Below are 14,753 nucleotides of genomic sequence, written 5' to 3' on the forward strand. Positions count from 1 at the left end.
AATCAAATCTGGAATACACATAATCCCAGAAACGGCCAAATTATGCTCACGACAAAAAATCGCTCGGAATCGCTACGCGAAACCATCGAAGAGATGATCGCGGTTGGTGAGTTTCGCCCAGGCCAGCATCTTGATGAAACCGACCTGGCTATCAAGTTCGGCGTGTCCCGCACGCCGGTGCGCGAAGCCTTGATCCAGCTGGCTTCCATGGGCATCGTAGTGACGCGGCCGCGACGCGGCACCGTGGTCGCCGAAATCGGTCCGCGCCAGCTGGTGGAAATGTTTGAGGTGATGGCAGAGCTGGAAGCGATGTGCGGACGCCTGGCGGCGCGCAGGATGTCCGGCGAGGAACATGCGCACCTGCTGGCGGCGCACCAGGCATGCATGGAAGCGCGCGATGCGCACGATCCGGACAGCTATTTCTACAAAAATGAAGCCTTCCACGACGCCATCTATGAAGGCAGCCACAATGCCTTCCTGGCGACCCAGGCGCGCTCGCTGCAGCGCCGCCTGCGGCCCTACCGGCGGCTGCAGCTGCGGGTGCGCGACCGCCTGAATGTCTCGTACCAGGAGCACGACGGCGTGGTGCAAGCCATCATCGCCGGCAACAGCGAGCAAACCGCCGACCTGCTGCGCCAGCACGTCACCGTGCAGGGGCAGCGCTTCGCCGATCTGATTGCCTCGCTGCAACAACTGACTGCGATGCCGGAGCCACAGTACACCTATAACTAAACTGCGGACAGCTGTATCAGCGCGGCCGTGGCGATTCAGGCCACAAGGCGGAACAGTGCGGCTTGCTCCGCCCCGCTAACTGCTTTCTGATTACTGCGCAGCGGGAACCAGGCTCACGCTCAAGGTCCCCTGGTCATTGCCGGAAACCCAGCCCACGCGGCCGGCGTTGGGGCCGCCCGTGAAGCGCAGCAGCGGCAGATCGGCGATGAACTCGATGCCTGACACCGGATTCGAAAGCACCAGCGGATTCAGGCTTGCATCCAGCTGGACGAAATGCCACTCGATCGCGCGGTTGGTGCGGTTGCTCGAATTCCACAGGCCGTAGGACACTACAAAGCCGCTGCCGTAGGCTTCCAGCTTAGGCATGATGGCTTGCGTGTTGGCGACGTTGCTGGTCAGCCAGGTGCTCGAACGCACGCTGCCATCCGTGCCGCTAACCAGGCTGATGCGCACATCGCGGGCGGCGCGACCTTGCGAAGTCGCGTGCACAATCGCAAAATCGCCGCTGCTCAGCTTGATGAACTGACCGGTCTCGGCGTTGGTGGTGTTGTCGCCCTCGGCGCCATCGATGACCTGGTATGGCTTATCGAAAACGGTGCCGTCGCTGCCGAGATATGTGGCCAAGGTACGTGCCGACAGGCCCAGTTGACGCGGGTAGGCGTCACCATGCGCCAGCGTATAGGTGATGCCGTTGTCGACCAGCAGGCGCTGGTTGAAATTGTGCGAATAGAACCAGGCCGAGCCCATGTTCATCGAATTGCCGGCAGGCGCAACGACGCTTCCGGTAGCGGCATCGAAATAGCGGAAATAACCGGCCTGGTGACGCGTGCCGTTATCGCCCCAAGCCATCTGGTGCGCCACATACAGCACCAGCTTCTGGTTCACCGCGTCGTAGCTCAAGACGCCGCCCCCTGCCGTGCCGGGGTTGCCCTTGCTCTTGTCCTTGCTGTTGTCCTGGTTGCCGAACACCAGTGTATCCCACGCCTTCGCCGTGAAGCCGGCGCTGGAAGCCTTGGCGATATGCAGCTCGTTGCCGTTGACGTTGTTGACGTCGCCCGCGACCGCATTCCGGTACGGATGGTCGACGTTATAGGCCACATAGAAGGCGCCGCTGGCATCCTTGGTGAAGCCCAGCAGCTTGTACGAACGCAGGCTGGTCGCAGTTGTGGCGCCAGTACTGAGATCAGGGTTAACGTGGGTGATGCTGATCGTGGCAGGCGTTCCCAAGCCGGAAACCGAAGACTGGGTCGCGCCGGAGTAATCCAGCCACGCCACATCCAGGCTGCCATCCACGTTGACCACCGGGATGACCGGATTGGGAAAGCCGTAGTTCGACATCGGGCTCGGCGGCACCAGGCCGTCATTGAAAAAATTGGCTTTCAGGCCAAAGACCTTGCCCGTTGCGCCGGTCGCGATCACCTGTGTCGTAACCTTGAAATCCGCGACGGGCGCCGATACTGGAGTCGTGGTCGGTGGAGTTACCGGTGTTGCGGTCGTTGGCGGCGTCGTCGCCGGCGTGGCTGGAGCCGCAGTCGATGGCGAGACCTGGCTGGCAGACGAATCGGACGAGCCACCGCCGCAGGCTGCAAGCAGCAAAGGCAAGGAAAGCAGCAACGGCAATACGAACGGATGGCTCCGATCAGATGATTTCGGAGAATAGCTAAATGAAGACATTGTTTTAATCTTTGCTGTAGATGCGCGAACCCATTGTTCACGCCGTATCACAGGCTCCGGAATGAAGCGTGCCCACGGATCTGGCGATGTATCGCAAACATCGTGCCACCGCATTACAGCAAGACAGGCAGGCATTTGCGGCTAGCGCTTGCCCCAATGCTGACCAAGAGGGTCAGCCGGGTGACATTCTTGGTCAGCCAGTCCCGGCTACAACACAGCAGGACGGCGCAAACGCTGTTAGCGCCAAGGCTTAGGCTGCGACACAAATACAGCTAGGCCGATTTGCCCTCGTCTGCCACGGCGGCGCGCACTGGCATGCTCTGCAAGATGCCGAACATGATTTCCATCGCCGTGAAAGCCAGGATGATCACGCTGGCGCCATGAGCCACGGCGTATATCTGCCACACCGCAAACAAAAAGCGCGCCGCAGCGTCGTAACGGCCGAATTGCAGTTGCGGATCGCGAATGCGCAGCAACGCCCATATCGTCACCACCGAACCGAGCAGGTTTGCCATCAGCACATGCGCCGGCGCGAACGCCGGAAATATTCCCGCCAGCTGCCATTTCTGAGTCAGCCACAGCAAGCCGGCGTGGACGGCGGCAAAACTCCACGGGGTGGCGAAGCCGATGGTCGCCAGCAGGTCATACCAGGCGCTGGCGCGGATGATGCGGCGGTATTGCTTGGGATCGAACATGTTTACCCCCTCCTCAAAAATATCAATAAGCAAGCAGGGTAAAGCCTCGGGTACACTCCAAGGTCAAGCAAAAAAACGGAGGAAACATGCGCATCGGAAGCCTGGCCGAAGCCAGCGGCCTGAGCCGCGACACCTTGCGCTTCTACGAGGAGCGCGGACTGATACGTTCAGCGCGCGGCAGCAACGGCTATCGCATCTACCAGCCCGAGACGCTGCAGCTGCTGGGCTACATCCGCAGCGCGCAAAAGCTCGGCTTCAGCCTGAATGAGATAGGCGCCAGCCTGCCGGCCTTGTGGGATGCGCCCGAGCCGGACCAGGCGATAGCGGCGCTGCTGCGCGAGAAAGCGACGATCATCGATCAGAAAATTACCGAACTGGTCCAGCTCAAGCAAGACCTGCTGCTGCGTGCTGCGGCGGCCTGCCCGCTGGCCAACGCCCGGCAATGACGATACTCCAGATCGCTCGGCAAGCCGCAGACGCCGCTGTATGCCGGCGAGTTAATCGGCGGCGGGGAAATCCACTACTGTGTCATTGATGCGATTGACCAGATTGGTAAAGCTGATGGCAGCGATAGCCAGCGCCGCATCGACGATCTGCGCATCGCTGAAGCCGGCTGCCCTGACCGCGGCCAATACTTCGGCCGCTACCGTGCCGCGCGTCGTCACCAGGCTGCGCGCGAAATCCGCCAGCGCGTCGTTGCGCGCATCGCCGGACGGCTGGCCATGGCGCAGGCCGAGGATGGCTTCGCGGCTGAGCCCATTCTTCTTTCCCATCAGGGTGTGGGCCGCCAGGCAATAATCGCAGGCCACGGCTTCACTCACCGCCAGCCGTACCACTTCAATCTCTTGCGCACTCAGGCTGCTTTTTTTCAAGGCGCCATCCAGATTCAGCGCCGCTTCCAGCGCCGCCGGGCTGTTGCCGCCGATGGCGGCATAGGCGTTCGGCACTTTGCCGGCAGCGCTTTTGATGGCGCTGAACAATTGCGCGGCGTGGCCGCTGGCTTCGGCTACTGGCGGGGTGTGAAGACGGCTCATGATGGTTTCCTTTAAGTGATTGAGAAGTGCTGACGCCAAGGTCGAGGCGGCATGGAAACCAGTATAGGCAGGCCAGATATAATTATTAATGCCACAAATATCCTATAATTTGCTCAATCGTCTCAATCAGGAAATCGCATGGATGCACTTAGCCGGCTGCTGTCGCTCTACCCGCTCAGCACCACACTGGACGTGCGCTGCCTTTTTGGCGCGCCATGGGTGCTGGACCACAGCGCCGTCGCCAGCGGCATCGCCCCCTATCATCTGGTGGTCAGCGGCGAGGCGTGGCTGGATGCAGCGGGACAAACAGGCATCGCCTTGCTGGCCGGCGATATCATTGTTTTCCCAAAAGGCAGCGCCCATCGCTTGTACACCGGCGGCGAGGGTGAAGCTACGCCGTTGCGCGACTTGCCTGACGGGCGCGCGATCGCCAGCGTAGTCAACGATGGCAGCGGCGCCCTGACCGACATCCTGTGCGGCCAGTTCGAATTCGATGCCGGCAGCTCGAACGCCTTGCTGCAAGCCTTACCCGAAATCCTTCTGGTGCGCAGCAGCGGCCGCCCGGATTTCGCAGGACTGCAAGCGCTGGTCGCCATGCTGCGCCAGGAAACCGATATCCAGCGGCCTGGCGCCAGCGCTGTGGTGGCGCAACTGTCGTCTGCCCTGTTCGCGCTGGTGCTGCGCGCCTGGCTGGAACAGGCAGAGGCTGTGCCCGGGCTCTTTGCGCTGCTGGCGGACCGGCGGCTGCAGGCGGCGCTGCAAGACATGCTGGCGGCGCCGGAAAAGCCGTGGACCCTGCAAGACATGGCGGCGGCCTGCCACATGTCGCGCGCCACCTTTGCCCGCGTGTTCCATCGGGTTGCCGGCATCACGCCGGCCGCCATGCTGATGCAGATGCGCATGGCGCAGGCGGCTTTATGGCTGGCGCAGGGAAAACGCGCGGTGGGCGACATCGGCGAGGCGGTCGGCTATCAGTCGGAGGCGGCTTTCAACCGCGTATTCAAGCGCTGCTTCGGAGTCGGACCGGGCCAATACCGGCGTAGCGCCCGCGCCGGCAACACATAAATGTCCCCACACGGCCGCCGTCACGGCTTACGGTCTTGTGCTCACCCGGGCCTCATCCTATAATCGGCAGGCTTTGCCGCACGGCATCTCCCTGCACGTCCTCGTTGCTTATCCATGTTACGTATCCGCCGCCAAAAAATTGTTGTCTGGAGCTGCCTGTTCGCCATCTGGCTAGGCATCCTGATGCCGACAGTTTCGCAGTCGCTCAAGGCGAGCGGGGCGATCCAGGCTTACCAGCAGATATACAACGAGATTTGCACCTCGGCCGGACTGGCCCAGGGCAATGGCGGCGGCGGTGGCAAATCGTCCATGCCGGCCGGCGACCACTGGAATGCCTGCGGCTACTGCTCGCTGCTGGCCAACAGTCCGCCGCCGACGGCGTCTTTCGATCTCCTGCTGGCGACTTCGGCGGCGCCAGAGCATGCCAGTCCGCTGCTGTACGACTACATCCAGCCACGGCCATTCCGCGGCCGTACCCATCCGCTCGACCCGCCTCCTGCCTTTTCCTGATCGACCGTTTTCCGGCAGCTGAGCTGCCGCGAATCCCCTGTTGCCGCGGCAATACGGGGATGCTTATCCATTGAAGTCCAGGGGAATTTTATGCTTGATTTGCTTACGCAAACTGAGAGTGTTTCGTCGCGCCGCTACCAGCCGCCAGTGCTTTTTTCTTTACGGCGCTCATGCGCGCTGTCAGCCGCATTGCTGCCGCTGTCGTTTGTCTTGCCCATGTTTGCGCAAAGCGCCCGCGCCGCCGACGACGATGCGCGCGCGGTGCCGGAAGTATTCGTCACCGGCGCCCGCGAAAAGCGGGTGCTCGATCCCAACCTGCCGGCCAGCAGCGAGCGCATCACTGCCGAGCAATTGCAAAACCTGAACGTCGTCAACACCGAAGACGCCTTGAAATACATGCCGAACATGGCGATACGCAAGCGTTTCATCGGCGATGAAAACGCCACCATTTCGGTGCGCGGCAACGGCACTTCGCAGACTGCGCGCGGACTGGTTTACGCCGACGGCCTGTTGCTCAGCAACCTGCTCGGCAATACCCACAGCTTTCCACCGCGCTGGTCCATGGTTTTTCCGGAAGACATCGCCCAGGTGGATGTGATCTACGGACCGTTTTCGGCCCTGTATCCGGGAAACTCGATGGGTGCGACTGTCGCCATCACTACCAAGATGCCAAGCAAGCTGGAAGCCATGTTCAAGACCGAGGTGTTCAGCCAGCAGTTCAGCCTGTTCGGCGTCGACGGCCATTTCGACGGTAACAAGAGTACCGCGGCGATCGGCAACAAGGTCGGCGACTTATCCTTCCTGCTCGGCATCGATCACCTGAGCAACGCCGGCCAGCCCTTCGTCTATGCCAGCCAGCCGCGCTCGACGCAGGCGGCCGGCGCGGCCGCCGTACCGGTCAGCGGGGCATATTCCTATACCGACCCGAACGGCGCTCCGGCCACCATCTTCGGCGTCAATGCCGAAGGCGCCGAGCGCGCAGTGCAGGACCAGTTCAAGTTCAAGGCTGCCTACGACATCACCCCCACCCTGCAAGCCGGCTTCACTTTCGGCTACTGGCGCCAGCAGGTCAGCAACAGCACCCAGACCTTCCTGCGCGACGCCAAGGGCAATCCGGTCTACTCGGGACTGGTGAATATCGGCGGCTACCAATACCGGCTGCCGGAGTCGTTCTTTGCTCCGGCGGCCAGCGAGAGCGAGAACCAGCTGTACGGGCTGACGCTGAAAAGCCGCAACGCCAGCGGCTGGAATTATTCGGCAATAGCGTCCTGGTTCGATGTATCAAAGAGCATCTCGCGCTCTGCCAGCAGCGGACTGGCCAGCAATTTGAGTGGCGTGGCCACCTTCGGCGACGGCTCCGGCTGGAAAACGCTGGACCTGGCGGCCGACTACAAACCCGCGACAGTTACCCTTGGCAGCCATTGGCCGACCTTCGGCTATCACTACGATAATTATTTTCTTGAAAATGCCACCTACAACCTGAGCAACTGGCGCCGCAGTGACAGTGGCGACAGCAGCGGCTTCAATAACGCCTTCGCCGGCAAGACCGAAACGCAGGCGCTGTTCGCCCAGGATGCCTGGCAGCTGAACCAGTTGTGGAAACTGACTTACGGCCTGCGCTACGAAGACTGGCGCGCCTACGACGGCGCCCGCGCCGTCACTGGCTCGGCCCAGCGCTACACCGATCGCAGCCTTGCCTACTGGTCGCCCAAGGCCGCGCTTTCCTACAAGGCCAGTTCCGACCTGACCCTGCGCTTTTCGAGCGGCCGCGCCTATCGTTTTCCGACCGTCAGCGAACTGTTCCAGGGCAGCCTGACCGGCTCGACGCTGGTCAACAACGATCCCAACCTGAAGCCGGAAAACGACCTGGCCAAAGAGCTGAGCGCGGAATGGGCGCATTTCAGCGGACTGCTGCGCATGTCGCTGTTTGAAGACGACGTCAAGAACACCTTGTTCAGCCAGACCAACACCACGGTGTTTCCCAACGTAAGCAGCATCCAGAACATCGACCGCGTCAGGTCGCGCGGCATCGAGCTCAGCTATGCCGCCGAGGATGTCTTGCTGCGCGGCCTGGACCTAAGCGCCAGCGTCGGCTATACCCGTTCCATCATCCTGGAGAACAGCAAGAATCCGGCGACGGTCGGCAAGAATTTTTACCGTATCCCCTTGTGGCGCGCCAACCTGGTGGGCAGCTACCGTATCGGCGAGCAGGCCACGGCGACGCTGGCCGGACGCTATTCCGGCCGCCAGTACAACACTCTGACCAACAGCGATGTCAACCCGGACACCTTCGGCGGCACCAGTTCCTTCCTGGTGTTCGACAGCAAGCTGACTTTCAGGCCGACCAAGAATACCGAGCTTGGCATCGGCGTCGACAATCTGACCAACCGCCGCTACTACGTCTACTACCCCTACCCGGGCAGGACCTTCTACCTGGAAGCCAAGGTCGGCCTGTGAGCCTTTCGTTTGTTCGAGCACCCTATTTCTAGCAAGGAAAAACCATGCAAATCGCCTCTCCGCCAGCAATGCCAGACGACGGCACTTCCGTCGCATCGCGCAACTATCGCATCCTGTGGCGCTGGCATTTCTATGCCGGCCTGTTCGTCATGCCCTTCCTGATGGTGCTGGCGATCACCGGAGCCATCTATGTCTTCAAGCCGCAAATCGAAAACCTCTTGTACCGCGACATGCTGCACGTCGCCGCCAGCGGCCAGCCAAGACTGGCCTACGGCAAGCTGCTCGGAATTGTCGCCGGCGCCCTGCCCGCAGACGCCGCGCCAACTTCGGTATCAGTCAGCGCCGATCCGTCGCGCAGCACCGAAGCAGTGTTCCGCCTGCCGTCCGGCGACAGCACCAGCGTCTATCTCAATCCGTATAGCGGTCAGTTGCTCGGCACGCTCAGCGTCGAGCACCGGCTGATGAAGCAGGTGCGGCAAATCCATCGCGACCTGCTGCTGGGACGCTGGGGCGGTTGGTTGATGGAGCTGGCTGCCTGCTGGACCCTGATCATGGTCGGCACCGGGATTGCATTGTGGTGGCCACGCAAACGGTTTTCCGTCCGGGGCAAGCTGCTGCCGCGGCTCGGCTTGCGCGGCCGCGCAGTCTGGCGCGAACTGCACCTGGTGGCCGGCATCTGGGTTTCGATAGGCGCGCTGTTTTTCATCTTGAGCGGTTTGCCGTGGTCCAGCTTCTGGGGCAAGAATTTCCAGGCCGTGGTGACCTGGGCCGGCGCCAGCCAACCCAAGGTTGTCGCGAAAGCGCCGCCGGCGCAGGACATGGCCGCCATGGAAGACATGTCTTCCATGAAGATGCAGGATCTGCCGCTGGCGAACGTTCCCTGGGCGGTGGGAGCAACAACAGTGCCGCAGTCGCATGACATGCAGCAGCAAGCGCTGAACATCGATCAGGTAGTGGAAATCGCCGCGCGCAAGGGCATGGCGACTTATCAGCTGGCGCTGCCGGGCAAGAGTTCCGGCGTGTTCACGGCGTCCTATGCGCCCGGCGCCGGCGAGTTTGTGCGTTCCGACCTGGACAGCCAGCGCACCCTGCATATCGACCAGTACAGCGGCAAGATCGTCAAGGACCTGCGCTTTAGCGACTACAACCCAGTCTCGAAGCTGGTGACGCTGGGGGTGGCGCTGCACATGGGAGAATATTTCGGCCTGGCCAATCAACTGCTGTGCGCAGCGATTTCGCTGGCGCTGCTGGGCATGGCTGTCACCGGCTTCGTGATGTGGTGGCTGCGCCGCCCGCAAGATTCGCTGGGCGCGCCCAAACGCGTAGCGCAGCCGCCGCCATCCATCGTGCGCTGGAAAAGCTACATGGCGCTGCTCGGCATCATCTTCCCGTTAATGGGTGTGAGCATGATTGCGGTATGGCTGGGCGACACGCTGTTTTTCAGGAAGCGGGCCTGAACGCCGTCAGGCAATCACTTCGACGCCGGCAGCGCCTGCGGTCATCTCGCCAATCACCGCGGCGCCGGCAAAGCCTTCGCGCCGGAACAAGGCCAGCACTTCCTCGACCGCGCCGGCGTCGCAAGAGACCAGCAGGCCGCCCGAGGTTTGCGGATCGGTCAGCAAGCTGCGCTGGACATCAGTGATGGCGGCCGCCAGCTTTACTTCATGGCCATAGCCGTCCCAGTTGCGCGGCGAGGCGCCGGTGACATAGCCCTGCTCCGCCAGTTGGAGCACTCCTGGCAGCAAAGGCACCGCGGCCATGCTGAGGCGGGCGCACAGCTTGGCGCCGCGCGCCAGTTCCAGCGTGTGGCCGAGCAGGCCAAAGCCCGTGACGTCGGTCAGCGCGTGCACCGCTGCCATCTCCGCCAGCAGCTTGCCCGGCTTGTTCAGCTTGGTGGTGTTGTCTATCAGCGCCGCATAACCGGCGGCATCCAGCGCCTCTTTTTTCAAGGCAGCGGAGAGCACGCCGACGCCGATCGGCTTGCCCAGGATCAGTTTGTCGCCGGCCTTGGCGCCGGCATTGCGCTTGACCTTGGAGGGATGGACCAGGCCCAGCACCACCAGGCCGTAGATCGGTTCGACCGAGTCGATGGTATGGCCGCCAGCAATCGGAATCCCGGCCTCCGCGCAAACCGACTCGCCACCCTTGAGGATGCTGGCGATGACTTCCAGCGGCAATTTATTGATTGGCATGCCGACCAGCGCCAGCGCCATGATCGGCGTGCCGCCCATGGCGTAGACGTCGGAAATGGCATTGGTGGCGGCGATGCGGCCGAAGTCGAAGGGATCGTCGACGATGGGCATGAAGAAGTCGGTGGTGGCGATCAGCGCCTGCTCTTCATTAAGCTTGTAGACGGCGGCGTCGTCGGCGGTTTCAATCCCGACCAGCAATTCCTTGGGCACTGGAAAACCGCTGGAGCCCTTGAGGATCTGCGCCAGCACGCCGGGCGCGATCTTGCAGCCGCAGCCGCCGCCATGGGAAAAGGAAGTGAGTTTGATGCTGTTTGCGGAGAGATCGGACATACGGTTCCTGGGGTAAAGGTCGCCTGGAGTAAGCGTCGGTTAGCGGCTGGCAAGCGCCTGGCCCGCCCTGTTATTTATCTTGATGCAACTGCCTTGCAGCCTGCAAAAAAGCCTCTGGCGAAATATCCGTCAGATCAAGTATCTGCGCCGTCGAGAACTGGCCGAAGTTGCGCTTGATCGATTGCGCATAGGCCGGATCATAGTGCTTCAGCAACAGCTCATCAACCAGCGGCTCGACCTGCCCGGCCGTGGCCATCTGCTGCCACTCGCCTACCTTCTCGCGGCCGTGCAGGTAGCTCAGGCAAGCCAGTTGCGTATTCAGCAAGGCTGGGTCGACGACGAAATGAGCATAGTCTTCCATCAGCAGCCTGACCCGCTCGGTACGCGGCAGCGTCAGCGCGATGCAGGCCGACTTGCGGATCTGTTCCATCAAGGCCTCCGGCACCCGCAAGTTGCCGATCTTCTTGCTTTCCGATTCGACAAATACCGGGTAGCGCAGATCGAAGTATTGCAGCTTGTCCCAGATCCTGCTTTCAAACGCCTTCTGCGACGGCTGCGCTTCCTGCGGCAGATTGCCCAGCACCGAACCGCGGTGCGCCGCGATCTGCTCCAGGTCGAGCACCTGCGCGCCCTGCTGCTCCAGCACCTGCAGCAAGCGACTCTTGCCGCTGCCGGTAGGACCGCAAATCACCTTGAAAGTGAATTGCTGCGGCAGCTGCTCCAGGCTGCCGATCACGTAACGGCGGAATTCCTTGTAGCCGCCGTCCAGCTGCACCACCGGCCAGCCGATTTTGGCCATGATATGCGCCATCGCGCCGCTGCGGTTGCCGCCGCGCCAGCAATAGATCAGCGGCGTCCATTCGCGCGGCTTGCCGATGAACTGGGTTTCGATATGCTGCGCAATATTACGCGCGACCAGCACCGCCCCCAGCTTCTTCGCTTCAAACGCGCTGACCTGTTTGTACAGCGTGCCGACCTGCACGCGCTCGGCGTCGCTCAGCACCGGGCAATTGATGGCGCCCGGAATCCGGTCTTCGGCAAACTCGGCGGGCGTGCGGGCATCGATGATGGTGTCGAACTGCCTGATCTGGGGGAAAACTTCTTCAAACGATAGTAATGCTGGATATTTCATTCGTGTTTGGCAGCAGCCGCAGCATGCTCTTCTTTGTCGACGTAAACAATATTGGTAATCAAGCCATTCTCGACCTGGTAAATAGTCAGTTCATCGGCGCTCTGGCCATCCGGCAGGCCCGTAACATGGTCGCGCGAAACCACCTTGTCGCCCAGGCTCACCATGCTGATCACCTCGACATGCAGCCCTTGTTTCCTGGCGAAGGAGCGGCTATACACTTCCCGCATATGCGCAATGCCCTGCGAGGCCGGGGTTGCGGGAAAACGGTACTTCGCTATGCCTGGCGCGTACAAGGCCAGGAACCCTTCCAGGTCGTTGCGGTTGGCGGCATCGACATAGGCCTGCACCACCGCCATCGGCGCCGATTTTGCATCCAGGGCCGGCGTCGCATTCTTCGCCTGCCCAGGCTCGGCCGCTACAGCCGTTACAATCGCTACAAGCATTGTAAACGATGCGGCAAGCGGCATGATCCTTGCCATCCAGCTGTGGTTACGAAGATTGCTGTCGTGGTCCATGATTCCCTTTCCAAGGCCAGGTTGGTATTGCAGACGATACTACACGCTCATTCCTTGCATTTCTGTGCTTACAGGTCAGCCGGCCGCGCCAGCATGCCCCAGGCCAGCTGCACCAGTTCATCTTCAAATTCGATGCTGCCCAGCAGCGGCGATTTCTCCAGCGACGCGCTGCGGATGGCGCCGATCACCGCGCGCGTCACCACGAACATCATGGCCGGCGTCGGCTGCCGCAGGTTAGGATGATGGATACGCTGCATGCTGATGGCGATCCGTTCCGCCGTCTCGCGCAAGGCCTGGGTGATGTCTTCGTGATGGTCGTGCTGCCAGGCAAAGCGGATCATCGCCCGCTTGGCGCTCCTGCCGCTGCCCAGGCCCTCGATGTTGATGCGGATGAACTGGCGCAGGAAGGCTTTCGGGTCGAGCTGGTCGATCTGGGTCTCGGCGCTTTCCATCAAGGCGTCCAGCTCATCCATCACGCGCCGCCGCTCGCGGGCGATCAAGGCCGTCAAGATGGCGTCTTTGCTGGGAAAATACTGATACAGGGTGCCGATCGAAAAGCCGGCTTTTTCCGCCACCTTGTTGGTGGTCAGGCCGGACTCGCCTTCGCTTTCCAAAATCTGAGCAGTGGTCTCGAAAATGGTTTCGATGGTGCGCTGCGCCCGTTCCTGGGTCGGAAATTTTCGCATTGTTTCAGAGGAAGAACCGGGAATTCGCTTGGCCATGTAGGCGCCTTTGAAAAACTGAGCAAGTTGCGAGTTTAAAAACTGAATAATGCTCAGTATACTGGTTCTGTCGTCAATCGCCAGAGGCAAGCCAGTGAATACATCCAGTCCCTTGTTGGTAAGAAAACTACTAGTCGACCTGTCGCATGGCTTTCCCCGTCACTGGCTGGCAGGCAAAGCCTTCCGCACCCAGTTTTTCAATGCCTTGTCGATGAGCTTCCCAGTCGGCGAACAAGATTTTATTGATTCCGTGCGGGAAGCCGCGCTGGCCTTGCCGGACGGCGCCGAACACGCGCAACTGCAGGCGACGATACGCGATTTCATCGGCCAGGAAGCGACCCACCGCCGGGTCCATGCGCTGTATAACGCCGAGCTGGAAAAACAAGGCTTGGTCAATCACTGGCAATACTGGGCTGCCGACCTGATCGAAATGGGGCGCAAGCGCGGGGTGCCGCCCATCAGCAGGCTGGCGGTTACCGCCGCCTTCGAGCACTACACCGCGGTGCTGGCCGATCTGACGCTGCGTTATCCGCAAGTGATGCAAGGCGCCGATCCGATGCTGCTGACGCTGTGGCGCTGGCATGCGGTGGAGGAAACCGAGCACAAGGCGGTCGCCTTCGACCTCTACCGGACCCTGGACGGCAGCTACAAAACGCGGGTACGCTGGTTTATGTTCGCCATGCTGCGCTTTACCGTGATGGCCACCAAGCAAACCGTCAACAATCTGTGGCATGACCGGGTCTTGTTCAAGCCCAGCACCTGGCTCGATGCGGCCAGCTTCTTTTTCGGCCGCCACGGCCTGGTCTGGCTCAGCACCCGGCCTTTGCTCAACTACCTGAAACGCGACTTCCATCCATGGCAGCATGACAACCGTGAACTGGCGGAGCAATGGCTGGCCGCCAATGCCGCCCAGTACAGCATCGTGCGCGGCTTGAAAGGCGCATAGGCACACTTCTCCAGCGCGAATGCAACGAAACTCCGCCGCTTGTGTCGGATAGACTAAAATGCGATCCGCCGCATTCATTTAGCCGATTCAAGGAGTTTTCGTTCATGTCCAGGATGTTCCGCTTATCGCCTGCCCTGCTGCTGGCCCTGCTGGCCGGCACGGTCGCCGGCTGCTCGACCACCAAGCCTAACGTCTACCAGGGCGAGGAATTCAGCGACACCAGCACCTTTTCCCACGATTTCGCCACCTCCAGCTCGGCCACCTGCGAAGCAGCGCGCCGCACCTTGCTGAGCCAGGGCTATATCATCAAGCAGGCCAAAGGCGCCCTGGTGGACGGCCACAAGCACTTCCAGCCGGATCCGGACACGCATGTCGAAATCGAATTCCATGTGGTGTGCGCACCCAACGGTAAGGACGACAAAAGCAGCACCTTGTTCGTCAGCGCCACCCAGGACCGCTACGCGCTCAAGAAAACCAACAATTCCGCCAGCGTCGGCCTGAGCGTGCTGGGATCGGTATCGCTGCCGATCGGCAGCACCTCCGACTCGCTGGTCAAGGTCGCCAGCGAAACAATTCCCGCCGGCCTGTTCTACGACCGCTTCTTCGGCCTGATCGAACACTACCTCGGCCTCGACGGCGGCTTGCCGGTGGTGGATTTCGACGACAAGCCGGCATTACCGACCAAAGCGGCGGCAAAAGCCGAGCAGGAATGAAGCCGCTGTAATGAAAAATGCCGCTAGTGCATATAG

Annotated in this window: 15 protein-coding genes; 8 read left to right on the top strand and 7 right to left on the bottom strand. The window is 61.3% G+C overall.

The genetic code is table 11. The annotated features are described in order from the left end of the window. Positions 1–42: 42 nt before the first annotated feature. Complete coding sequence (locus BCF11_RS26590; protein WP_098497859.1) at positions 43–732, top strand: GntR family transcriptional regulator; 690 nt, start codon at positions 43–45, stop codon at positions 730–732. A gap of 90 nt (positions 733–822) precedes the next feature. Here BCF11_RS26590 and BCF11_RS26595 read toward each other — a convergent pair whose 3' ends face one another. Next, entirely contained in the window at positions 823–2,406 is a 1,584-nt protein-coding gene (locus BCF11_RS26595) for a hypothetical protein (RefSeq protein WP_143751533.1), read from the bottom strand. 272 nt (positions 2,407–2,678) lie between these two features. Next, on the bottom strand, positions 2,679–3,101 hold the full coding sequence (locus BCF11_RS26605; protein ID WP_098497862.1) for a hypothetical protein: 423 nt from the start codon (positions 3,099–3,101) through the stop codon (positions 2,679–2,681). A gap of 86 nt (positions 3,102–3,187) precedes the next feature. On the opposite strand from BCF11_RS26605, the gene BCF11_RS26610 reads away from it, so the two are divergent. Then, on the top strand, positions 3,188–3,547 hold the full coding sequence (locus BCF11_RS26610; RefSeq protein ID WP_098497863.1) for a MerR family transcriptional regulator: 360 nt from the start codon (positions 3,188–3,190) through the stop codon (positions 3,545–3,547). 51 nt (positions 3,548–3,598) lie between these two features. On the opposite strand, the gene BCF11_RS26615 is transcribed toward BCF11_RS26610, so the two are convergent. Beyond that, positions 3,599–4,135: a carboxymuconolactone decarboxylase family protein gene (locus tag BCF11_RS26615; RefSeq protein ID WP_098497864.1), complete on the bottom strand. Its 537-nt coding sequence runs from the start codon at positions 4,133–4,135 to the stop codon at positions 3,599–3,601. Positions 4,136–4,273: 138 nt separating this feature from the next. Here BCF11_RS26615 and BCF11_RS26620 point away from each other — a divergent pair, with 138 nt between their 5' ends. The 4 genes from BCF11_RS26620 to BCF11_RS26635 all read left to right on the top strand — a co-directional run bounded on the left by BCF11_RS26620 (position 4,274) and on the right by BCF11_RS26635 (position 9,624). Then, positions 4,274–5,200: an AraC family transcriptional regulator gene (locus BCF11_RS26620; protein ID WP_098497865.1), complete on the top strand. Its 927-nt coding sequence runs from the start codon at positions 4,274–4,276 to the stop codon at positions 5,198–5,200. A 114-nt stretch (positions 5,201–5,314) separates the two neighbouring features. Further along, positions 5,315–5,710: a DUF2946 domain-containing protein gene (locus BCF11_RS26625; protein WP_098497866.1), complete on the top strand. Its 396-nt coding sequence runs from the start codon at positions 5,315–5,317 to the stop codon at positions 5,708–5,710. A gap of 90 nt (positions 5,711–5,800) precedes the next feature. Next, a complete protein-coding gene (locus BCF11_RS26630; protein WP_233212727.1) occupies positions 5,801–8,167 on the top strand; it encodes a TonB-dependent receptor in 2,367 nt (788 codons plus the stop codon). A gap of 44 nt (positions 8,168–8,211) precedes the next feature. Continuing rightward, entirely contained in the window at positions 8,212–9,624 is a 1,413-nt protein-coding gene (locus tag BCF11_RS26635; RefSeq protein ID WP_233212728.1) for a PepSY domain-containing protein, read from the top strand. A gap of 6 nt (positions 9,625–9,630) precedes the next feature. Here BCF11_RS26635 and selD read toward each other — a convergent pair whose 3' ends face one another. The 4 genes from selD to BCF11_RS26655 all read right to left on the bottom strand — a co-directional run bounded on the left by selD (position 9,631) and on the right by BCF11_RS26655 (position 13,058). Continuing rightward, positions 9,631–10,689 (bottom strand): selenide, water dikinase SelD, encoded by a 1,059-nt coding sequence (selD, locus tag BCF11_RS26640; RefSeq protein ID WP_098497869.1) that lies wholly within the window; start codon positions 10,687–10,689, stop codon positions 9,631–9,633. Between the two features lie 70 nt (positions 10,690–10,759). Beyond that, a complete protein-coding gene (gene mnmH / locus BCF11_RS26645) occupies positions 10,760–11,821 on the bottom strand; it encodes a tRNA 2-selenouridine(34) synthase MnmH (protein ID WP_098497870.1) in 1,062 nt (353 codons plus the stop codon). After that, entirely contained in the window at positions 11,818–12,336 is a 519-nt protein-coding gene (locus tag BCF11_RS26650; protein WP_098497871.1) for a nuclear transport factor 2 family protein, read from the bottom strand. The genes mnmH and BCF11_RS26650 overlap by 4 nt, the downstream gene beginning before the upstream one ends. Before the next feature lie 68 nt (positions 12,337–12,404). Next, positions 12,405–13,058, bottom strand: coding sequence for a TetR/AcrR family transcriptional regulator (locus tag BCF11_RS26655; RefSeq protein WP_098497872.1), 654 nt, complete (start codon positions 13,056–13,058; stop codon positions 12,405–12,407). Between the two features lie 94 nt (positions 13,059–13,152). On the opposite strand from BCF11_RS26655, the gene BCF11_RS26660 reads away from it, so the two are divergent. Both BCF11_RS26660 and BCF11_RS26665 read left to right on the top strand, forming a co-directional pair. Beyond that, complete coding sequence (locus tag BCF11_RS26660) at positions 13,153–14,004, top strand: metal-dependent hydrolase (RefSeq protein ID WP_233212729.1); 852 nt, start codon at positions 13,153–13,155, stop codon at positions 14,002–14,004. A gap of 104 nt (positions 14,005–14,108) precedes the next feature. Continuing rightward, positions 14,109–14,717 (top strand): DUF2242 domain-containing protein, encoded by a 609-nt coding sequence (locus BCF11_RS26665; RefSeq protein ID WP_098497873.1) that lies wholly within the window; start codon positions 14,109–14,111, stop codon positions 14,715–14,717. Positions 14,718–14,753 lie beyond the last annotated feature (36 nt).

The sequence above is a fragment of the Collimonas sp. PA-H2 genome, assembly GCF_002564105.1.
Classification (GTDB): domain Bacteria; phylum Pseudomonadota; class Gammaproteobacteria; order Burkholderiales; family Burkholderiaceae_D; genus Collimonas.